This window comes from uncultured Shewanella sp. (genome assembly GCF_947491715.1).
Taxonomy (GTDB): Bacteria; Pseudomonadota; Gammaproteobacteria; order Enterobacterales; family Shewanellaceae; genus Shewanella.
The window spans coordinates 141,054-158,244 of the sequence record NZ_CANLKR010000002.1 but is presented as its reverse complement, the minus strand read 5'-3'; the positions used below and the strand labels follow the sequence as shown (position 1 = coordinate 158,244).

Sequence of the window (17,191 nt, the reverse complement as noted above, 5' to 3'; positions counted from 1 at the left end):
TTTTCTAAATGTCGACATTTTGATTGCAACCAAGGCGAGCTTCCCATTAGCACTCTACGATTAGTGGAAGCTCTGCACTCAAGTTAATTAAAAAATCATCAGTCAGTGACCCCAATGAAGCTTACCTACTTCATTGGTGCATACAATTGTTCTGCACGGTTGAACATTACCCAAGACGTTGCAATGTATTTATCACCACTTTTTGGCGTGATCCCACGGTGACTATGTGTAAAACTGGCAGGAGCGATAACCATAGTGCCTTTTTTAGGCTTTAATTTCTTGTTTTGGTAGAAAAACTCGGTTTCTCCTCCTTCTTCAACATCATTCAAATAAAACATATAAAGCACAACACGATGTAAAGCTTCATTATGATTTAATTGGGGAAACTGCTCTGAATGCCAGTGAGGGTATCCCCCTTTATTTTTTTGATACTTTTGAATGTTGATGGAACCACTTCTATATAAATATTTTACTAATGCTTGTGCTCTTGGTCTCCCCAACGCCTCATAATTATCAGGAGTCAAAGTCACAGAGTCGCCTTTATCATCTGCAACATTGACAGCAACAGCCCCCATCAAAGCCATTGAATATTGATCAAAGTATTGTGTAATGGGCTTTAATGCATGCGTTAATAAAGTATTTCTTAACCCACTTAAATCTGCAAAACTATCTAAAGTTAAATCTAAGCTATCTTTTTTATCGACATCAACACCATGACCCGTTCGCCCGCGAACCGTCCCTTTATGTTGATCTAACACCGTCATCAACTCATCACATAAGCTCTCTGGAATTGCATTTTCATATACTTCAATAAAATCCATACACGCCCTACACCCAAACAATAAAAATTATCTCATTGTAAAAGGTATGTGTTTATAAAGTAAATGTATAAATCCCCTTGAGACTTAAGCTCACTCGATAAAAGTAGAAAACTAGACTAACGTTAATGTTATAAGAATAAATGAGGAGATAAGATGGAACCTTTACCCCCTTTTGATGAATTAAAGTGGTTAGCCAAACACGATCCCCAAGCATTGAATAAACTACAAGAACGCTTAACAAACGAAACCATCACCACAACACACCCAAATCATCAACACCAACTCATGTGTATCCAACATAATTTAATGCTGCGACTCAATCGATGCCACAATGGCGGTGAAAGAAGCCACCTCGCAATGACAGTCTTAACCGAAAAACTCAACCATTTATCTTCAGTGCTCGAACAAACAGGCACAAATCACATGCCTACTTGTGTAATGAAATTAAAATCAATATGAACCCTGTAACGACTTTATAGCCAGCCTTTACGCTTAAAGAAAAAATAGGTTCCCGCAGCACTACCAAACATCATCAAAATAGCCATTGGATAGCCAAAAGTCCATTGAAGTTCAGGCATATGAACAAAGTTCATTCCGTAACCACTGGCAATAACCGTTGGAGGGAGGAAAATGACCGCTGCAACGGAAAAAATCTTAATGATTTTATTTTGCTGTAACCCACTGAAGCCCATGGCAGCATCCAATAAAAAATTCAACTTATCAAAAATAAACTGACTGTGCGGCATTAGAGACTCGATATCTGATAACATTTCCCGCAAATCTTTTAACTCATGCTCCGATAATTCCCCACGATAGTACCTTTGCATGTAGCGCAATGAACGTTGAGTATCAAGTAAACTTAACCGTATCTTTCCATTTGAGTCTTCTTGACGAGTAATGAGTTTAAACACATCATCCAGCTCTTCATTTTTAAAAACCTCTTCACTGACATTTTCTAATACTGTATAAACATCTTCTATTAAATCAGAAAGGTAATCGACTTTTAAATTAAATAACTCCAAGAAAAGCCCCTGAGGTGTTGCAACTTCAATCCGACCTAAACGTAAATAATTTCGTAATAAGCGTATTAACCCCACTTCTTCTTCACGTATCGTCAATAAAAAGTTATCTCTCAAATTGAATGATACGTTAACACCTCTGACATCTTGTCCTGCACGCTGTGGGAATAATGAATTGATATGTAAGCCATCTTTATTCTGATAAAAACGAGCAGAAGCCTCAATTTCATTAATATCCTCTTCATCTGGTACTTCTTCAACTGAAAAACCACTCAACCAAACCCGTTCTTCATCATCAGGTTTATACAGATCTAACCAAATGGTACCAGGAGGAATAGTATCCAGTATGTTTAATTCACTGATCGTAAGATGACGATCTTCATAGACATAGGCTGTTATCATATTTCCCCCAAAGACACTTTTTATAAAAATGCAAATACTAAAAAACTTCTATCATTTTACCCTATTAGCCAGCCTTTCATAGAACTAATCCCCCCAAATGAACAAATATTATGTCAATTGTAGTTGAATCATAGCACCAAAGCCCTTGTTTATGAGCCAGCAAATATAAACAACAAATCACTAGCGCTCAAATTCATTTGTAAAGCACTCACCACTCTTGCTTCTTTTAAGAAGTAATCTATATTAACCCAAAGAAAATTAACAATTAAACACCATAAAGAACAAGATGGTAACAACAAAAGCGCATTTGTACAGATTAATCCCATTGCACAGCAAAAAAGGAGAAAAGTAGACATTTTTCCGTATTCAGACCCAATGGCCGATGCTATGCTAAAACATTAACTTTCATTAAACTTTATAATCACTCACTGGATATATCATGAAAAAAATGCCCTTGTTCGCAGCACTTATCACCCTCAGTGTTGGTTTTCCAGTTTTAGCCAATGTTACCCTTAAAATGCCTTATAATTCTGATCTCATTTTAGTCAATGGCAAGGATGCTTCTGGAAATGAAAAAATAAAACTACCCAACGGCATTAATCAAGTCGCTTTTCGTTACCAAGGTAATTTTTATCAGCAAGATCAAGAGAGTTCATTTGATTCCGATGTCATCATTATGACATTTGAAGGTTTTAATGCCTCATACTCCTTAAGCCTTCCCAATTTACGAACCATGAATGCGGCCCAACAATTTAACCATAAACCTCAACTCACACTCACCGATAAGACAGGAAATTCAGTCCCTTTTAAACAAGGGAAGCTGATGAAAAAAGGATTACAATTTGGTCGTGATTATGAGGCTGAAATAGCCGCTTATAATCAAACCAGTCAACCCGCAGCACTGGATACACTCGTAAAAAATACTCCGGCTATTGCCCCACAAACGACATCACAAGTATCCAATGCAACAACCCCTGTTAATAGCCAAGTTAATGTAGGGCAAATGCTCGACTTTTGGTACAGTCAAGCCGATGAAGCAACCAGAGCCAGTTTCAAAAAACGAATTGAGAATAATTAAAGATTTACCTCTTTAATTATCAAAAAATATGGCATTCATTATTGCTCCTCAATCTAAGAGATACAGCTTTATTCTGTTAGTTTGAGGGTTTTCTTGATTAACGCCTTTCATTACCATACACAGCCAGCTTTCCTATCGTCAACATTCACTTTTACAATAGTACACGCAAATGTGTTCAAGGGACTGGGCAAAGGGTTCAATGATTTTTCAGATTAATATGAGGCACCCATTGTCTCTAAAATCAACGAGTCTAAAAAATAAAATACAAAAAAGTGCTAATTAAATAGGTGTTTCAGAGGAAAAATGAAGAAAGATAAAAGCAGAAATGAAAAAAGAGCCGTGTTAAACACAGCTCTTATGAATTTTTTGTTTACTTAGTTAAATTGAATTAACCCAAGTAAATTTTCAAACTTAAACGACAGTAACGTTTTCAGCTTGAGGGCCTTTTTGGCCTTGAGTAACGGTGAAAGAAACTTTTTGACCTTCGTCAAGAGTTTTGAAACCGTCTGAGTTGATTGCACGGAAGTGTACAAATACATCTGGGCCTGATTCTTGCTCGATGAATCCGAAACCTTTATCAGAGTTGAACCACTTAACGACACCAGTAGTTTGTGACATGATATTAAATCCTGTATATATAAATTAAAGCCTTAACGGCGGTAACGCTGGAAAATGCCGGTTTACTTAATGTTGACAGGACGAACAGGTCGTATTGAAACACACATAAATAAGCCCAACTTTCAAGCTGAATTAACTATAACCTATTCACAGGATAAGTCAACAAACAATAAAAACATAAGAACAGATATTTTCACTTATATTTCGGTCAGTTGCTTTTAATTCCAGCACATTTCAAATAGAATTAAAGCTCTAAACAGAAGTTTTTACTAAAACAGTCAATATGAACAATGAGTTAAACTCATCTCTGTCACGGTTAAACCGTCAAAATAAAATATTCAGTTTTTCATATAAAAAATAATCACCTCATATTCCAGTTAATAAGGCTTTAGCTTAATAGCCTAAATGGCTTTGAATACCTCAATTTTGAAATCCAATTGGCAGCTCAGCCCTTCATGAGCTAAATCATGCTTTTGCTCATCCGTTAACTTCCACGCATAAGGGGTCATATTCAGAAAATGAGTAATATCACTCTCTTTATCCATCTCTAACACCCATTTAAGCCGTTCGTGATGCAATAAATCAAAGCCTTCAATATGACTTTGCTCATCAGTATGTAACTCCGGCTCATCATAAATGAGCTCCTTTAGTTCAAAATGATGCTTAGGACCGGCTGATACCGTGAGTAAAATGCCCTCTTGCTTCATCACTCTCTTAAGCTCTTCATCAAGGGAAGGTGCATAAATTCTCAGCATAAAATCAACACTGTTATCGAAAAAAGGCATTTCAAAAGCACTTGCAACACTAAAATCAATGTCTCGATAACGTTTCGATGCAAATTTTAGCGCTGATTTGGAAATATCCAATCCATGAAATGATAAAGGGGCTTTTTCCTCTTTATTACCTATCAGCGATTCCAATAAACGATGGCTGTAGTAACCTTCACCACATCCTATGTCTAACGCGGATGTCATAGTCGAAGCAAATTGAGTCGCCAGCTCATTAACTCGATCACTTAACGCTTGATAATAACCTTTATTTAAAAATTCTCTACGAGCCACAATCATAGGTTTATTATCCCCAGGATCCTTCGAATTCTTTTTTTGTACTGGTAATAAATTCACATAGCCTTCTTTTGCGCAATCAAATACATGATTACTTTGACAACGCCAACTATTGTCTTGTAGCACTAATGCGTGAAAGCATAAGGGACAACGGTATTTCATGATAATTCCTATCCAATGGTAATATCTCGCTATCAAGCGAGATTTCGTTGCATTTTATACCTAAGAAACGAGAGAATACAGCATGGATCTGATGATTAATGTTATCATTACATTCATCAACTTATTTACTGCAGCGACGTTATACATGCCATTAGCCATTCAGCCCACTTTTTTCTGGCACGACTATGAAACCTTTGGTGCCAATCCAGCCAAAGATCGCCCATCGCAGTTTGCCGGCATACGTACAGACATGGATTTAAATATCATTGATGAGCCGATTAATCTTTATTGTCAGCAAGCAAAAGATTACCTCCCTTCACCCGAAGCGATTTTGATCACAGGGATCACCCCACAACTTGCAAACTTAAAAGGTGTCCCTGAAGCGGAATTTATGAGCCGCATTAATCAGTTATTTTGCCAACCACAAACCTGTGTTGTTGGTTATAACTCGTTACGATTTGATGATGAAGTCACTCGTTACGGCTTATATCGTAACTTTTTTGATCCTTATGCAAGAGAATGGCAAAACGGTAATGCTCGTTGGGATCTGATTGATTTGGTCAGAGCATGCTATGCCTTTAGACCTGAAGGGATTATTTGGCCAGAAAAAAATGATGGCTCCCCAAGCTTTAAACTCGAAGATCTCTCACGGGCCAATCAGTTAAATCATGAAAAAGCTCATGATGCGATGTCCGATGTCTATGCCACTATTGCTATTGCTAAGCTCATCAAAAAAGTTCAGCCCAAACTCTTTGAGTATTATTTTGGTTTAAGGCGAAAACAAGCTGTTAATCAATATATTGATGTGCTTGAAATGAAACCGCTTATTCATGTCAGTTCAAAGATCAGCGCCCTCAACGGCTGTACAGCTATTATTGCCCCGGTTGCTTATCATACCACCAATAAAAATGCGGTAATATGCATTAATCTTAATATGGATATCACTCCACTCATTGAATTATCCGTTGAAGAAATTCAAAAGCGTATGTATACCAAACACAATGAGCTTGCAGATAATGAATTACCCATTGGTATTAAACAAGTGCACATTAATAAGTGTCCTTTCGTTGCCCCAGCAAAAACCCTCACCGATGAGAATGCAGAGCGCTTAGCTATCGACAAATCTTTTGCCAGAGAACAATACAAACGCCTTAAACAGCACCCAGAGATCAGAGAAAAGCTTATTGCTTTATTTGAATTGCCCCATGAAACACACATCACAGATCCCGATCTTCAGCTTTATAGTGGCGGCTTTTTCAGTAAAGCAGATAAAGATAAAATGGAGATTATTAGGCATACACAACCCAATAATCTCGCAGCATTAACATTGGATTTTGACGATACAAGGCTCCAAGAGATGCTATTTCGCTACCGCGGCCGTAACTATCCAGAAACACTTAACCAAGATGAGCAAGATAAATGGCGTACTTTTTGCCAAGACAGGCTCAATGATCCTGCTTACATGATTAATCTAGAGAATTTAATTGAAGAAACCGCTAGTGATGAAAATAAGCAAAAACTACTCACAGCACTGTGTCACTACCTGCAATCTCTATGAAAGATGATTAATCTGCATTGAACCACTGCACACTTTGTTTTTTTCTATGTTAGTATTGGCTGCCAATAAAAATAATAGCAGTAGGAGTGGTTCATGCAGGATCGATTTCTTGAACCCATAAACACATTATCTCATTCATTGGCTAATGCTTTAGCACCGTTATTGACAGATGATTTTTCTGGGCATATTAATGCCCAGCAATTACAAGAACTGGTCAATGCCACCCAGTTAAGCGAAGAACAATTACTCCTTCAATTACTGCCCATTGCTGCAGCACTATCTAACCCCACTATCAGTGAATTTTACGTTGGCGCTATTGCGAAAGGGGCCAGCGGTGACATTTATATGGGCGCAAATATCGAATTGCAAGGTAAAGCCTTGTTTCACTCTGTCCATGCAGAACAAAGTGCCATCAGTCATGCTTGGCTAAATGGTGAAAAATACATCACCGATATCATAGTCAATGCGTCTCCTTGTGGTCATTGCCGACAATTTATGAATGAACTGGTCAAAGGTCATGACATCACCATTCACCTTCCTAAGCAAAACCCACAGTCATTAACCCATTACCTGCCTTATGCTTTTGGCCCTAGTGACTTGAATATTAAGCAACCATTATTATCTGCACAATATAATCCACATTCCCTAAAGTCAACGGATCCTGCCGTACAGTCTGCACTTGAACATGCCAATAAAAGTTATGCGCCTTATACGCATAACCACGCCGCAGTACTATTAGAAACACATGATGGAAAACAATACTGTGGTCAATATGCTGAAAATGCCGCCTTTAATCCATCAATGTTACCCATGCAAATGGCACTGTCTGTCATGGTACGATACGGCCAAGATTTTGCCGATATCTCACGAGCAATCTTAATTGAATCATCGAAAGGTAAAGTCTCGCTCATTGGTGCAACAAAAGATGCACTCAATGCTGTCAGTCAAATAGAATTAGAGCACCTGTTGGCAACACCAGCATAATACAAGAGCAAAAAAGCCATTATTCAATATAATGGCTTTTATCTGGCACGCTCTTGCTGTTATAAAGCAGAATGAGACGCCATGTGCTCCGTTAACTGTTTTCTTAATTCCATCAACTTCAACGCAGACTCTCTATCTCGAATTTCTAGCTTGGTTTTTGGTACCCATTCAGGAACCGGCGTAGGAGAACCCGCATCATCAACGGCCACCATAATTAAAATACAATTGGTCGTTAAATGACGTTCAGCACCCTTGGGATCCCCAGCCTTGACTTCAATACTTAAATGCATTGATGTCCGTCCTGTGTAACTCACCCTTGCACTCACTTCAACAATATTGCCCACATAAATCGGTTTTAAAAAACGAATGCCACCGGCATAGGCTGTAATGCAATATTTTCCACTCCAGCCAGCTGCACAAGCATAACCCGCGAGATCGATCCACTTCATGACCGCACCACCATGCACCTTACCACCAAAATTGACATCCGCAGGCTCAGCTAAAAACCTCAGTGTTATTGCATTTTCTTTACCAGACATAATTCCCCTCAACACCGAATACAACACCTATAAAGTGTATGATAAAAATCATCTAAAAGCTTATCAACAAAAAAAGCGCTTCATTAAGCGCTTTTAAACAATACGGTCAATCAGTCAATTAGATTTTTTTAAACAGCAATGACCCATTGGTGCCACCGAAACCAAAGGAATTACACAATGCATAGTCAAATTGATGCTCCCTTGCTGTATGAGGCACAAAATCTAAATCGCAACCTTCATCAGGATTATCTAAATTGATAGTAGGTGGAATAATTTGATCTTTTAACGCAAGCAGGGTCACAATCGCTTCAACTGCCCCTGCAGCGCCCAGTAAGTGACCAGTCATCGATTTAGTTGAACTGACCATCAAGTCATAAGCATGATCGCCAAACGTTGACTTAACTGCAGCCGCCTCCGCTTTATCACCTGCTGGCGTAGATGTACCATGCGCATTAATGTAACCGACTTGCTCTCGCTCAATCTTTGCATCATTCATTGCATTAACCATGGCAGCTGCTGCACCTTCGCCATCACTTGGCGGCGATGTCATGTGAAAAGCATCCCCACTCATACCAAACCCAACCAACTCACCATAAATGGTTGCCCCTCTGGCTTTAGCATGCTCATACTCTTCCATGACCATAACACCTGCACCATCACCAATAACAAAGCCATCTCTGTCTTTATCCCAAGGACGACTAGCGGCTTGCGGATCGTCATTACGGGTTGATAATGCTTTCGCTGAGCCAAATCCGCCCACACCTAACGGACAAGTGACATCTTCAGCGCCCCCAGCCACCATCACATCTGCGTCACCATAAGCAATGGTACGCGCGGCAAAACCGATATTATGGACACCCGTTGTACAAGCTGTTGTGACCGCAAAATTGGGACCTTTCATGCCATATTTAATCGACAGGTGCCCTGCTATCATATTGATAATCGTGCTCGGTACAAAAAAAGGCGAAATTTTTCTTGGACCACTTTTAGATAATGCTGCAAAATTTTGCTCAATCAATGGCATGCCACCCATGCCGGCACCAATTGCTGTGCCGACACGGCGTGGATCGAGCGTTTCCATTTCAAGACCGGCATCAGTGACGGCCTGTATGCCCGCAGCCATACCATATTGAATAAACAAATCCATCTTACGCGCATCTTTACGCGATAAGTATTGCTCAACATCAAAATCTTTTACTGAGCCGCTAAAACGAGTCGAATATTCGCTCGCGTCAAATTTAGTAATAGGCGCAATACCACTTTTACCTGAAACCAATGCCTTCCAGGAAGAATCTACAGTATTACCTACAGGGCTAACTAAGCCTAAGCCAGTTATGACTACACGACGTTTAGACACGCTGTCACCTTCATCATTTGGTTGGAAAATCACAATAGTATACAGAGTACATACTATTAATCTATATTGCCTAGAATGGCGGAAGCATTAAGAAATGGAAATGAGAATAAAATTTGGCTTGATGACCCATCACCATCATAGACAGAAACAAAAACAGGCGGCAATAATGCCGCCTGTTTTCTAAGAATTCTAATTACTGATTCTTAGAAACATAGTCGATCGCTGCTTGAACAGTAGTGATCTTTTCAGCTTCCTCATCAGGGATCTCGGTATCAAACTCTTCTTCTAGCGCCATAACCAACTCAACAGTGTCTAGAGAATCTGCGCCTAAATCGTCAACGAAAGATGCTGCTGATTTAACTTCTTCTTCTTTAACGCCTAGTTGCTCAATGATGATTTTCTTTACACGTTCTTCGATGTTGCTCATTAGTTTTCTTTCCTATTCAAATTACGCTCGTGCGTAAGATTATGAGTATTTTATTGAAATTCGCTGACAATGCAAGCTTAACTTGTGTGGTCTAACCACAAATTTAGCCTAAAATGGATATAAAATACCACCAAAATTTTCAATAATTGTCTACTCGTTATTTTTATACCATGTACATGCCGCCATTCACATGGAGTGTTTCACCTGTGATATAGGCTGCCGAATCCGACGCTAAAAAGAGAACAGCATCAGCAATTTCCTGTGGCTTTCCTAATCTTTCCATTGGCACTTGTGACATAATAGCTTGTTGTTGCGTTTCCGTCAGCTCATCTGTCATGTCAGTCTGAATAAATCCAGGTGCAATAGCATTCACTGTTATCTGACGAGATGCAACCTCTCTTGCGAGTGATTTAGTAAAACCAATTAATCCAGCTTTTGCCGCGGCATAATTAGTTTGCCCTGCATTACCCATTGTACCAACAACAGAACCAATATTGATAATACGCCCCGCACGTTTTTTCATCATTGGGCGCATAACGGCTTTAGATGTTCTAAATAAAGACGTTAAGTTAGTATCAACAATATCTTGCCACTCATCATCTTTCATTCTCATTAACAAATTATCACGAGTAATACCCGCATTATTCACAAGAATGTTAACTTCACCTACTTTGTCTTTGATTGTAGCAAAAAGTTCCGTCACAGACTGGGCATCGGTCACATTTAACATTAATCCATGGCCTTTATCGCCTAAGTAGGCTTGGATCGCTTCCGCACCTCGCTCACTCGTTGCCGTTCCGATCACCATAGCACCTGCCGAAACTAAGCTTTCTGCGACTGCGCGTCCAATACCACGACTTGCACCCGTCACTAATGCAACCTGCCCAGATAAATCACAATGAATACTCATTTAAATTCCTTATTCAGTCAATGCTGAGAAAGAAGCGACATCATTTATCGCTTGTGCTGAAATTGAACGATCAATACGTTTCGTTAAACCTGTTAACACCTTTCCAGGCCCAATTTCAAACAAACGCTCGATACCATTTTTTGCAAATTGCTCCACGGTTTCAGTCCAACGAACAGGACAATAAAGCTGACGCACTAAGGCATCTTTTATCGCTTCACTACTTTGAGCAACACTGACATCCACATTATTTACCACATTAATCAACGGCGCTTTAAACTCCACCTCTGTCAGCGCTTCAGCCAATTTATCTGCCGCAGGCTTCATTAATGCGCAATGTGACGGTACGCTCACTGCAAGTGGCATAGCTTTTTTAGCCCCTTTCTCTTTGCAGAGAATCGCTGCGCGAGCAACCGCTTCTTTTTCACCCGCGATTACCACTTGACCGGGGCTATTAAAGTTAACAGGGCTAACGACTGCACCTTGTGATGCTTCATGACAAGCTTCATCAATACTGTCGTTATCTAAACCTATAATGGCGTACATTGCCCCTGTTCCTGCAGGAACGGCATCTAACATTAACTGACCTCTAAGCTGCACCAGCTTTACGGCAGCTTGAAAATCAATCACGCCAGCACACACTAGAGCCGAATACTCACCTAAACTATGGCCCGCTAGTATTGCTGGTAAACGGCCTTGGGCTTGGGTATAAGCACGCCAAATAGCCACACTTGCCGTTAATAATGCGGGTTGTGTTTTATCCGTTTCGTTCAATGTCTCACTTGGGCCTTCCTGAACCAGTGCCCATAAATCATAGCCTAACACATCACTTGCTTCACGGAAGGTCTGTTCAATAATCTGATACTCTGTCGCCAACTCGGCTAACATACCCACAGATTGAGAGCCTTGGCCAGGAAACACAAAAGCCGTCTTTTCCATTATCTCTACCCTATATATTATTTCTGCTTTTTAGTTAAAAGCGGATTAACGCACTGCCCCAAGCAAATCCACCCCCAAATGCTTCAAGTAATAACATTTGGCCACGCTGAATACGCCCGTCACGCACAGCTTCATCCAATGCTATAGGCACTGAAGCTGCTGAAGTATTGCCATGTTTGGCTAACGTTAATACGACCTTATCAAGACTCATATCTAATTTTTTCGCTGTTGCCTTGATAATACGAAAATTGGCTTGATGAGGCACTAGCCAGTCAATATCAGATTTTTCAATATTATTTTGCTTCAATGTTTCAACAACCACATGAGACAATTTCGTCACCGCAACCTTAAAGACATCATTGCCTTTCATTTGCATATAGTCACTCACATCATCAACAGATTGCCCACGGGTTGGAATAGCCGATTTTAACAAATCACCTTGGCGACCATCTGCATAAATACTGGTCGACAAAATACCTGGAGTGTCTGATGCGCCCACCACCACAGCACCCGCACCGTCACCAAAAAGAATAATGGTAGAACGATCATCAGGATCGCACAAGCGTGACAGAACATCGGCACCAATCACTAATACTTTTTTTGCCGCACCCGATTTCACATATTGATCTGCAACCGAAAGGGCATAAACGAAACCTGAACATGCAGCAGCAATGTCGAAAGCGGGGATCGTATGCAAGCCCAGTTTAGCTTGGATCTCACAAGCCGCAGCTGGAAAAGCATTCGTTGCACTGGTTGTGCCACAGACTATCATGTCTAACTCACTGGCCTCTATACCAGCCATTTCAATGGCTTTCAATGCCGCTTGATAACCCATAGTCGTTACTGATTCATCGACTGCGGCAATTCTTCTTTCAGAAATACCAGTACGCTCAACAATCCATTGATCTGAAGTTTCAACCATATTTTCAAGATCTTGATTGCTTCGTACTTGTACGGGCAAATAACTACCGGTACCGAGAATTTTTGTATGCATAAGGATTTTTTCAGCTTTTAGTGTCTAAAAGGATCGACTCAAGACGTTGTTTAATCATCTGAGGGAGTCGGCGTTGCGCTTCTGTCACAGCTACATTAATCGCTCTAAGATAAGCCGCTTCGTCTGCACTTCCATGACTTTTTATTACAATTGCGCGCAATCCTAACAGAGTTGCCCCATTATAGTGGTCGGGGTTCATTTGATTTAACACAGAACGAATCCGTGGTGCGATAAGTTTGGCGAGAAATCGAACAAAAAATCCTTGCGTTAATCCTTTTTTAAGCTGTTGGACCAGTAGACGTGCAATCCCTTCAGATGTTTTAAGGGTAATATTCCCCACAAAACCATCACAAACAATCACATCCACGTCACCAGAATATAAATCATTACCTTCTATAAAGCCCACATAATTGATGTGTGGCATTTTTTGTAGCATCTGAGCAGCTGCTTGTACTTGCTCATTACCTTTTAATTCCTCGACTCCGACATTCAATAACGCCACTTTAGGAAAAGAGGTCGCATCAACCACTTCACTCAGCACCGATCCCATCACAGCATACTGGACCAAGGCTTGAGCGTCACAGGCTACATTAGCCCCCAGATCGAGTAAATATACAGGTGTTTTATTAACCGCAGGTAAACAACTCACTAACGCAGGGCGATGAATACCTGATAAGGTTTTCAATAGCACTTTTGATATGGCCATTAACGCCCCCGTATTTCCCGCACTAACACACGCTTGTGCCGCCCCCTCTTGCACCGCTTCCAACGCTAAACGCATTGAACTTTGCTTACGATGCCTTAAGGCAAAGACAGGTTGATCAGACATAGCAACGGTTTGTGTTGTATGGCGAATAGTAATACGATTAAAAATAGCAGGGGGGACATTGCCTAATAGAGGGGTCATTTGCGCTTCATCACCAACCAGAATGATTTTTAACTGGGGATGAAGACGAAGTGCCTGCAAAGTAGCAGGCACTGTAATGCGAGGACCAAAATCGCCTCCCATTGCATCTAACGCAAGCGTCAGACTCGTCATAAAGTTATCAACTAATTACTTGTTGATAACCTTTTGACCACGGTAAAAACCATCAGCAGTCACATTGTGACGACGATGCAGTTCACCGCTAGTCGCATCAACTGATAATTGAGCTGTGCTCAAAGAATCATGTGAACGACGCATTCCACGCTTTGAACGTGACTTTTTATTCTGTTGTACAGCCATTGGCCCTGTCTCCTAGATTACTTGCTCTTCAGTTTTTCTAACACTGCAAACGGATTTGGACGCTCCTGTTGAGCGGGTTCTATCTCGCCTACCACAATATCTTTACCACCAAGATGACAGTTTTCATCATCATGCATTGCAATGAGGGGCATCGATACTATCAATTCATCTTCTATCAATTGATGCAGACGAACTTCGCCAATTTCATTGCACTCAATAGGCTCATACGCATCCGGGAGCTCATCGATTTCAGTTTCGCTCTGACAAAGACCAAAACTAAATTCGACCGTAACCTCTGTAGTAAAAAGTGTCATGCAACGTTGACAATGCAGAGTGAGCTCCGTCACAGCCTTCCCTTTCAGGTAGACTATCCCCTGTATATCTTCACCACATTCAATCGACACTGCTACATCGGAACAGTCGCCGGCACATAATTCATTTAATCGCTTTAACTGCTTACCAGAAACAATGCCTTCATAAGAAAGCTGGCTTGTGGCAGCGCGAACGGGATCAATTGAAACCGGTATCTTTACTGTTTGCATAAGGCGCGCATATTATAGTTTGAAATCCATAGAGTCAAAAGAAAAATAACATTTACTCATAAATTGAGTTCACTTTACTTTTAATTTCACCCTAAAATTAAAATTGACTGATCTCAAATTTTACCCAAGACTCCCCGTTTACTCAAGTGATTACGCTTAAAATAACTGCGGTTAGTGCTTTTTTCGCTAAATTAGTCCAAGGATCGGCCTGTTTTAATGCATTCAATCATTCTTGTATGCTTACTGAATGATTTTTGAGCATACTCACTACAATGAAAAACATCTATCATTCTTTTACTAAATCACTTGCAGCGTACGCCGCCTTTTAGTGACAATAGTGTCCAATCATCACCCATTCAATGAGCCTTAACCATGCATCAAGCTGTCATTCTCGCCTCCACCTCACCATACAGACAAGCCTTACTCAACAAGCTCAACATCCCTTTTACCCCTTATGCTCCCAATATTGATGAGACTCCTTTTGAACACGAAACACCTCAACAACTTGTTCGGCGATTAGCGGAGCAAAAAGCCCTGAGTGCACAAAGCACATTCAAAAAAGGGATAGTGATAGGATCGGATCAAGTGGCAGTGATCAATGGTCGTATTATCGGTAAGCCTCTGAGTATTCATAATGCAATTGAACAGCTCAAACAAGCATCGGGACAAGCCATTAGCTTTTATACTGGCCTCGCCATTTATAACATTGAGACACAAACAATGGATTCAATCGTTGAGCCTTTCATTGTTCACTTTCGCTCGCTGAGCCAACAGCAAATAGAAAACTACATCCACCTAGAGCAACCTCTTCATTGCGCAGGCAGCTTTAAGAGCGAAGGTTTAGGTATTGCTTTATTTGAGCGTTTGGAAGGGAAAGATCCAAATAGCCTTGTGGGTTTACCCTTGATAAGCTTAATTGATTTATTGGCTAAACACGGCATTCACTGCTTATAACAAACGTTCAAAAAAACAATCGATAAAAAATTATCGAGTGCTCACAAAATAACACTCGGTAGATCCTATACCCATGATACTTCAAGATGCATGGGCATATAGCCCAATACTACACTTTTTTAAGTTGTTTCAATGTGCTTTCTAATACTTCATCCAATGGCGCTTTCACTTGCATCATTTCTTCACTATCAGGATGAATAAACTTAAGTTGAGCCGCATGTAAAAATAAACGGTTGAGGCCTTGTGCTCGCATCGCATCATCAAATTTTTGTTCACTGTATTTATCATCACAGGCAATAGGATGGCCTGTATATTGACAATGCACTCGAATTTGATGGGTGCGCCCAGTGACTGGACTGGCTTGAACCAATGTCGAACCACTGTATCGCTGCATGATCTTAAATCGGGTTTCAGATGCTTTACCTTCTTTGTTGACTCTAACAATGCGCTCACCAGATTTTAAAGTCAGTTTCAACAAAGGCGCTTTTACCACTTTATCATGAGCCTGCCAAGCACCGCGCACCAAAGCTAGATAATCTTTCTGCATTTTTTTAAAGCGTAATTGATCATGCAAATGTTTTAATGTACTGCGTTTTTTCGCAATTAATAACAGACCAGACGTATCTTTATCCAATCGATGCACCAATTCTAAAAATTTCTGTTGTGGACGCAAAGAACGCATGGCTTCAATCACGCCAAAATCAACCCCACTGCCACCATGAACAGCAATGCCTGCCGGCTTGTTAAGCACAATGAGGAATTTATCCTCAAAAACGATGCGCGATTCCAATTGTGAGACTTTAGTCAACTTGGCACTCGGACCTGGACGAGCATCGCTTTGAGACACTCTGACCGGCGGTACTCTGACAATATCTCCATCTTGCAATTTATACTCGGGTTTAATGCGCTTTTTATTGACTCGTACTTCCCCTTTGCGCACGATACGATAAATCATACTTTTAGGCACACCCTTTAATTGGGTTAATAAGAAGTTATCAATTCTCTGCCCTACGTGATCTTCATCGATTGTTATTAACTTTACCGTTACTTTTGGAGCTAAATTGGATACTGAATTAGGAGTTGAATTAGTCATGATACGCCATAGTGTCTTTCTATGGCACCTATTGTACAACATACACAAAAGAATTGTGTCTTTCCATTTGATGAATTTCTCTAATATTGCTATATTTACCTCTCAAATATGGAAGAAAGTTTGATAAAAACTGATCCTTTCTTCCATATTGCTACCCTAGGTAAAGAACCTAAAATTATTTTTATACTTGTAGCAAATAGTTGATTTGCAAGTCGTTGTATTAATATAAAGCCATTTAAGTGTGCTTTCACGACTAAACGAGGTAAAAATCCACTTCTTATATGTGGTTTTTCTTTATTCTAGCTCCAAATTCGAACATTAATTTTAAACTTGTTATTAAGCGCAAGTACATCGATTTGGCATTACTGGACAGATATTAAAGAATTTATGGGGTTGGTTGACGTTTTACAACGAATTCCTTGTTTTTGTAACCATTGAAAATGAGCCATAAATAGGATGCGACACGCAGTGAATGCGTCTAACAGGTATGCGCACCTTTGCCTAGCAC

19 protein-coding genes are annotated in these 17,191 nt (G+C 40.2%); 5 read left to right on the top strand and 14 right to left on the bottom strand.

Going from position 1 to position 17,191, the window contains the following annotated elements; genetic code table 11:
• Positions 1-125: 125 nt before the first annotated feature.
• The gene (locus Q0779_RS03360) at positions 126-821 is read right to left on the bottom strand and encodes a 2OG-Fe(II) oxygenase (protein WP_298769515.1); all 696 of its coding nucleotides are present in this window, start codon (positions 819-821) and stop codon (positions 126-128) included.
• Positions 822-974: 153 nt separating this feature from the next.
• Here Q0779_RS03360 and Q0779_RS03355 point away from each other — a divergent pair, with 153 nt between their 5' ends.
• Positions 975-1,280 (top strand): DUF3135 domain-containing protein, encoded by a 306-nt coding sequence (locus Q0779_RS03355; protein WP_298769513.1) that lies wholly within the window; start codon positions 975-977, stop codon positions 1,278-1,280.
• Between the two features lie 14 nt (positions 1,281-1,294).
• Here the strand turns inward: Q0779_RS03355 and corA are convergent, their stop codons facing one another.
• Positions 1,295-2,242, bottom strand: a complete 948-nt coding sequence (gene corA, locus Q0779_RS03350) for a magnesium/cobalt transporter CorA (protein WP_298769510.1) — start codon at positions 2,240-2,242, stop codon at positions 1,295-1,297.
• Positions 2,243-2,681: 439 nt separating this feature from the next.
• On the opposite strand from corA, the gene Q0779_RS03345 reads away from it, so the two are divergent.
• Complete coding sequence (locus Q0779_RS03345) at positions 2,682-3,320, top strand: DUF2057 domain-containing protein (RefSeq protein ID WP_298769508.1); 639 nt, start codon at positions 2,682-2,684, stop codon at positions 3,318-3,320.
• Between the two features lie 411 nt (positions 3,321-3,731).
• Here the strand turns inward: Q0779_RS03345 and Q0779_RS03340 are convergent, their stop codons facing one another.
• Together Q0779_RS03340 and rlmA are read right to left on the bottom strand one after the other, a co-directional pair.
• On the bottom strand, positions 3,732-3,938 hold the full coding sequence (locus Q0779_RS03340; RefSeq protein WP_248938898.1) for a cold-shock protein: 207 nt from the start codon (positions 3,936-3,938) through the stop codon (positions 3,732-3,734).
• Positions 3,939-4,339: 401 nt separating this feature from the next.
• Complete coding sequence (rlmA, locus tag Q0779_RS03335; RefSeq protein WP_298769499.1) at positions 4,340-5,164, bottom strand: 23S rRNA (guanine(745)-N(1))-methyltransferase; 825 nt, start codon at positions 5,162-5,164, stop codon at positions 4,340-4,342.
• A 145-nt stretch (positions 5,165-5,309) separates the two neighbouring features.
• Here rlmA and sbcB point away from each other — a divergent pair, with 145 nt between their 5' ends.
• Positions 5,310-6,722 (top strand): exodeoxyribonuclease I, encoded by a 1,413-nt coding sequence (gene sbcB / locus Q0779_RS03330; protein WP_298769835.1) that lies wholly within the window; start codon positions 5,310-5,312, stop codon positions 6,720-6,722.
• Between the two features lie 93 nt (positions 6,723-6,815).
• Positions 6,816-7,706, top strand: a complete 891-nt coding sequence (gene cdd, locus Q0779_RS03325) for a cytidine deaminase (protein ID WP_298769496.1) — start codon at positions 6,816-6,818, stop codon at positions 7,704-7,706.
• 59 nt (positions 7,707-7,765) lie between these two features.
• Here the strand turns inward: cdd and Q0779_RS03320 are convergent, their stop codons facing one another.
• The 9 genes from Q0779_RS03320 to yceD form a co-directional block, all read right to left on the bottom strand.
• Positions 7,766-8,245 carry an acyl-CoA thioesterase gene (locus Q0779_RS03320; protein ID WP_298769494.1) on the bottom strand — a complete coding sequence of 160 codons (480 nt, stop codon included), beginning with the start codon at positions 8,243-8,245 and terminating at the stop codon, positions 7,766-7,768.
• Positions 8,246-8,363: 118 nt separating this feature from the next.
• Positions 8,364-9,602, bottom strand: a complete 1,239-nt coding sequence (gene fabF, locus Q0779_RS03315) for a beta-ketoacyl-ACP synthase II (RefSeq protein WP_298769492.1) — start codon at positions 9,600-9,602, stop codon at positions 8,364-8,366.
• Positions 9,603-9,795: 193 nt separating this feature from the next.
• Positions 9,796-10,029, bottom strand: a complete 234-nt coding sequence (gene acpP, locus Q0779_RS03310; RefSeq protein ID WP_298769490.1) for an acyl carrier protein — start codon at positions 10,027-10,029, stop codon at positions 9,796-9,798.
• 163 nt (positions 10,030-10,192) lie between these two features.
• Positions 10,193-10,939: a 3-oxoacyl-ACP reductase FabG gene (gene fabG / locus Q0779_RS03305; protein WP_298769488.1), complete on the bottom strand. Its 747-nt coding sequence runs from the start codon at positions 10,937-10,939 to the stop codon at positions 10,193-10,195.
• Between the two features lie 9 nt (positions 10,940-10,948).
• Positions 10,949-11,875 carry an ACP S-malonyltransferase gene (gene fabD / locus Q0779_RS03300; protein ID WP_298769486.1) on the bottom strand — a complete coding sequence of 309 codons (927 nt, stop codon included), beginning with the start codon at positions 11,873-11,875 and terminating at the stop codon, positions 10,949-10,951.
• A 34-nt stretch (positions 11,876-11,909) separates the two neighbouring features.
• The gene (locus Q0779_RS03295; RefSeq protein ID WP_298769484.1) at positions 11,910-12,869 is read right to left on the bottom strand and encodes a beta-ketoacyl-ACP synthase III; all 960 of its coding nucleotides are present in this window, start codon (positions 12,867-12,869) and stop codon (positions 11,910-11,912) included.
• A gap of 10 nt (positions 12,870-12,879) precedes the next feature.
• Positions 12,880-13,908: a phosphate acyltransferase PlsX gene (gene plsX, locus Q0779_RS03290; RefSeq protein WP_298769482.1), complete on the bottom strand. Its 1,029-nt coding sequence runs from the start codon at positions 13,906-13,908 to the stop codon at positions 12,880-12,882.
• A 15-nt stretch (positions 13,909-13,923) separates the two neighbouring features.
• Complete coding sequence (gene rpmF / locus Q0779_RS03285; RefSeq protein WP_020913118.1) at positions 13,924-14,094, bottom strand: 50S ribosomal protein L32; 171 nt, start codon at positions 14,092-14,094, stop codon at positions 13,924-13,926.
• A 17-nt stretch (positions 14,095-14,111) separates the two neighbouring features.
• Positions 14,112-14,636, bottom strand: coding sequence for a 23S rRNA accumulation protein YceD (gene yceD, locus Q0779_RS03280; protein ID WP_298769466.1), 525 nt, complete (start codon positions 14,634-14,636; stop codon positions 14,112-14,114).
• A gap of 372 nt (positions 14,637-15,008) precedes the next feature.
• On the opposite strand from yceD, the gene Q0779_RS03275 reads away from it, so the two are divergent.
• A complete protein-coding gene (locus tag Q0779_RS03275; RefSeq protein WP_298769464.1) occupies positions 15,009-15,590 on the top strand; it encodes a nucleoside triphosphate pyrophosphatase in 582 nt (193 codons plus the stop codon).
• A gap of 109 nt (positions 15,591-15,699) precedes the next feature.
• On the opposite strand, the gene rluC is transcribed toward Q0779_RS03275, so the two are convergent.
• Positions 15,700-16,683 carry a 23S rRNA pseudouridine(955/2504/2580) synthase RluC gene (rluC, locus tag Q0779_RS03270; protein ID WP_298769462.1) on the bottom strand — a complete coding sequence of 328 codons (984 nt, stop codon included), beginning with the start codon at positions 16,681-16,683 and terminating at the stop codon, positions 15,700-15,702.
• Positions 16,684-17,191 lie beyond the last annotated feature (508 nt).

Excerpts from the sequence above, each read along its gene's own strand:
- plsX (WP_298769482.1), bottom strand. The coding sequence starts at position 13,908 with ATGACGAGTCTGACGCTTGCGTTAGATGCAATGGGAGGCGATTTTGGT.
- fabG (WP_298769488.1), bottom strand. The coding sequence starts at position 10,939 with ATGAGTATTCATTGTGATTTATCTGGGCAGGTTGCATTAGTGACGGGT.
- corA (WP_298769510.1), bottom strand. The coding sequence starts at position 2,242 with ATGATAACAGCCTATGTCTATGAAGATCGTCATCTTACGATCAGTGAA.
- cdd (WP_298769496.1), top strand. The coding sequence starts at position 6,816 with ATGCAGGATCGATTTCTTGAACCCATAAACACATTATCTCATTCATTG.
- fabD (WP_298769486.1), bottom strand. The coding sequence starts at position 11,875 with ATGGAAAAGACGGCTTTTGTGTTTCCTGGCCAAGGCTCTCAATCTGTG.
- sbcB (WP_298769835.1), top strand. The coding sequence starts at position 5,310 with ATGCCATTAGCCATTCAGCCCACTTTTTTCTGGCACGACTATGAAACC.
- yceD (WP_298769466.1), bottom strand. The coding sequence starts at position 14,636 with ATGCAAACAGTAAAGATACCGGTTTCAATTGATCCCGTTCGCGCTGCC.
- rluC (WP_298769462.1), bottom strand. The coding sequence starts at position 16,683 with ATGACTAATTCAACTCCTAATTCAGTATCCAATTTAGCTCCAAAAGTA.
- Q0779_RS03320 (WP_298769494.1), bottom strand. The coding sequence starts at position 8,245 with ATGTCTGGTAAAGAAAATGCAATAACACTGAGGTTTTTAGCTGAGCCT.
- Q0779_RS03295 (WP_298769484.1), bottom strand. The coding sequence starts at position 12,869 with ATGCATACAAAAATTCTCGGTACCGGTAGTTATTTGCCCGTACAAGTA.
- Q0779_RS03355 (WP_298769513.1), top strand. The coding sequence starts at position 975 with ATGGAACCTTTACCCCCTTTTGATGAATTAAAGTGGTTAGCCAAACAC.
- Q0779_RS03345 (WP_298769508.1), top strand. The coding sequence starts at position 2,682 with ATGAAAAAAATGCCCTTGTTCGCAGCACTTATCACCCTCAGTGTTGGT.
- rpmF (WP_020913118.1), bottom strand. The coding sequence starts at position 14,094 with ATGGCTGTACAACAGAATAAAAAGTCACGTTCAAAGCGTGGAATGCGT.
- Q0779_RS03275 (WP_298769464.1), top strand. The coding sequence starts at position 15,009 with ATGCATCAAGCTGTCATTCTCGCCTCCACCTCACCATACAGACAAGCC.
- rlmA (WP_298769499.1), bottom strand. The coding sequence starts at position 5,164 with ATGAAATACCGTTGTCCCTTATGCTTTCACGCATTAGTGCTACAAGAC.
- acpP (WP_298769490.1), bottom strand. The coding sequence starts at position 10,029 with ATGAGCAACATCGAAGAACGTGTAAAGAAAATCATCATTGAGCAACTA.
- Q0779_RS03340 (WP_248938898.1), bottom strand. The coding sequence starts at position 3,938 with ATGTCACAAACTACTGGTGTCGTTAAGTGGTTCAACTCTGATAAAGGT.
- Q0779_RS03360 (WP_298769515.1), bottom strand. The coding sequence starts at position 821 with ATGGATTTTATTGAAGTATATGAAAATGCAATTCCAGAGAGCTTATGT.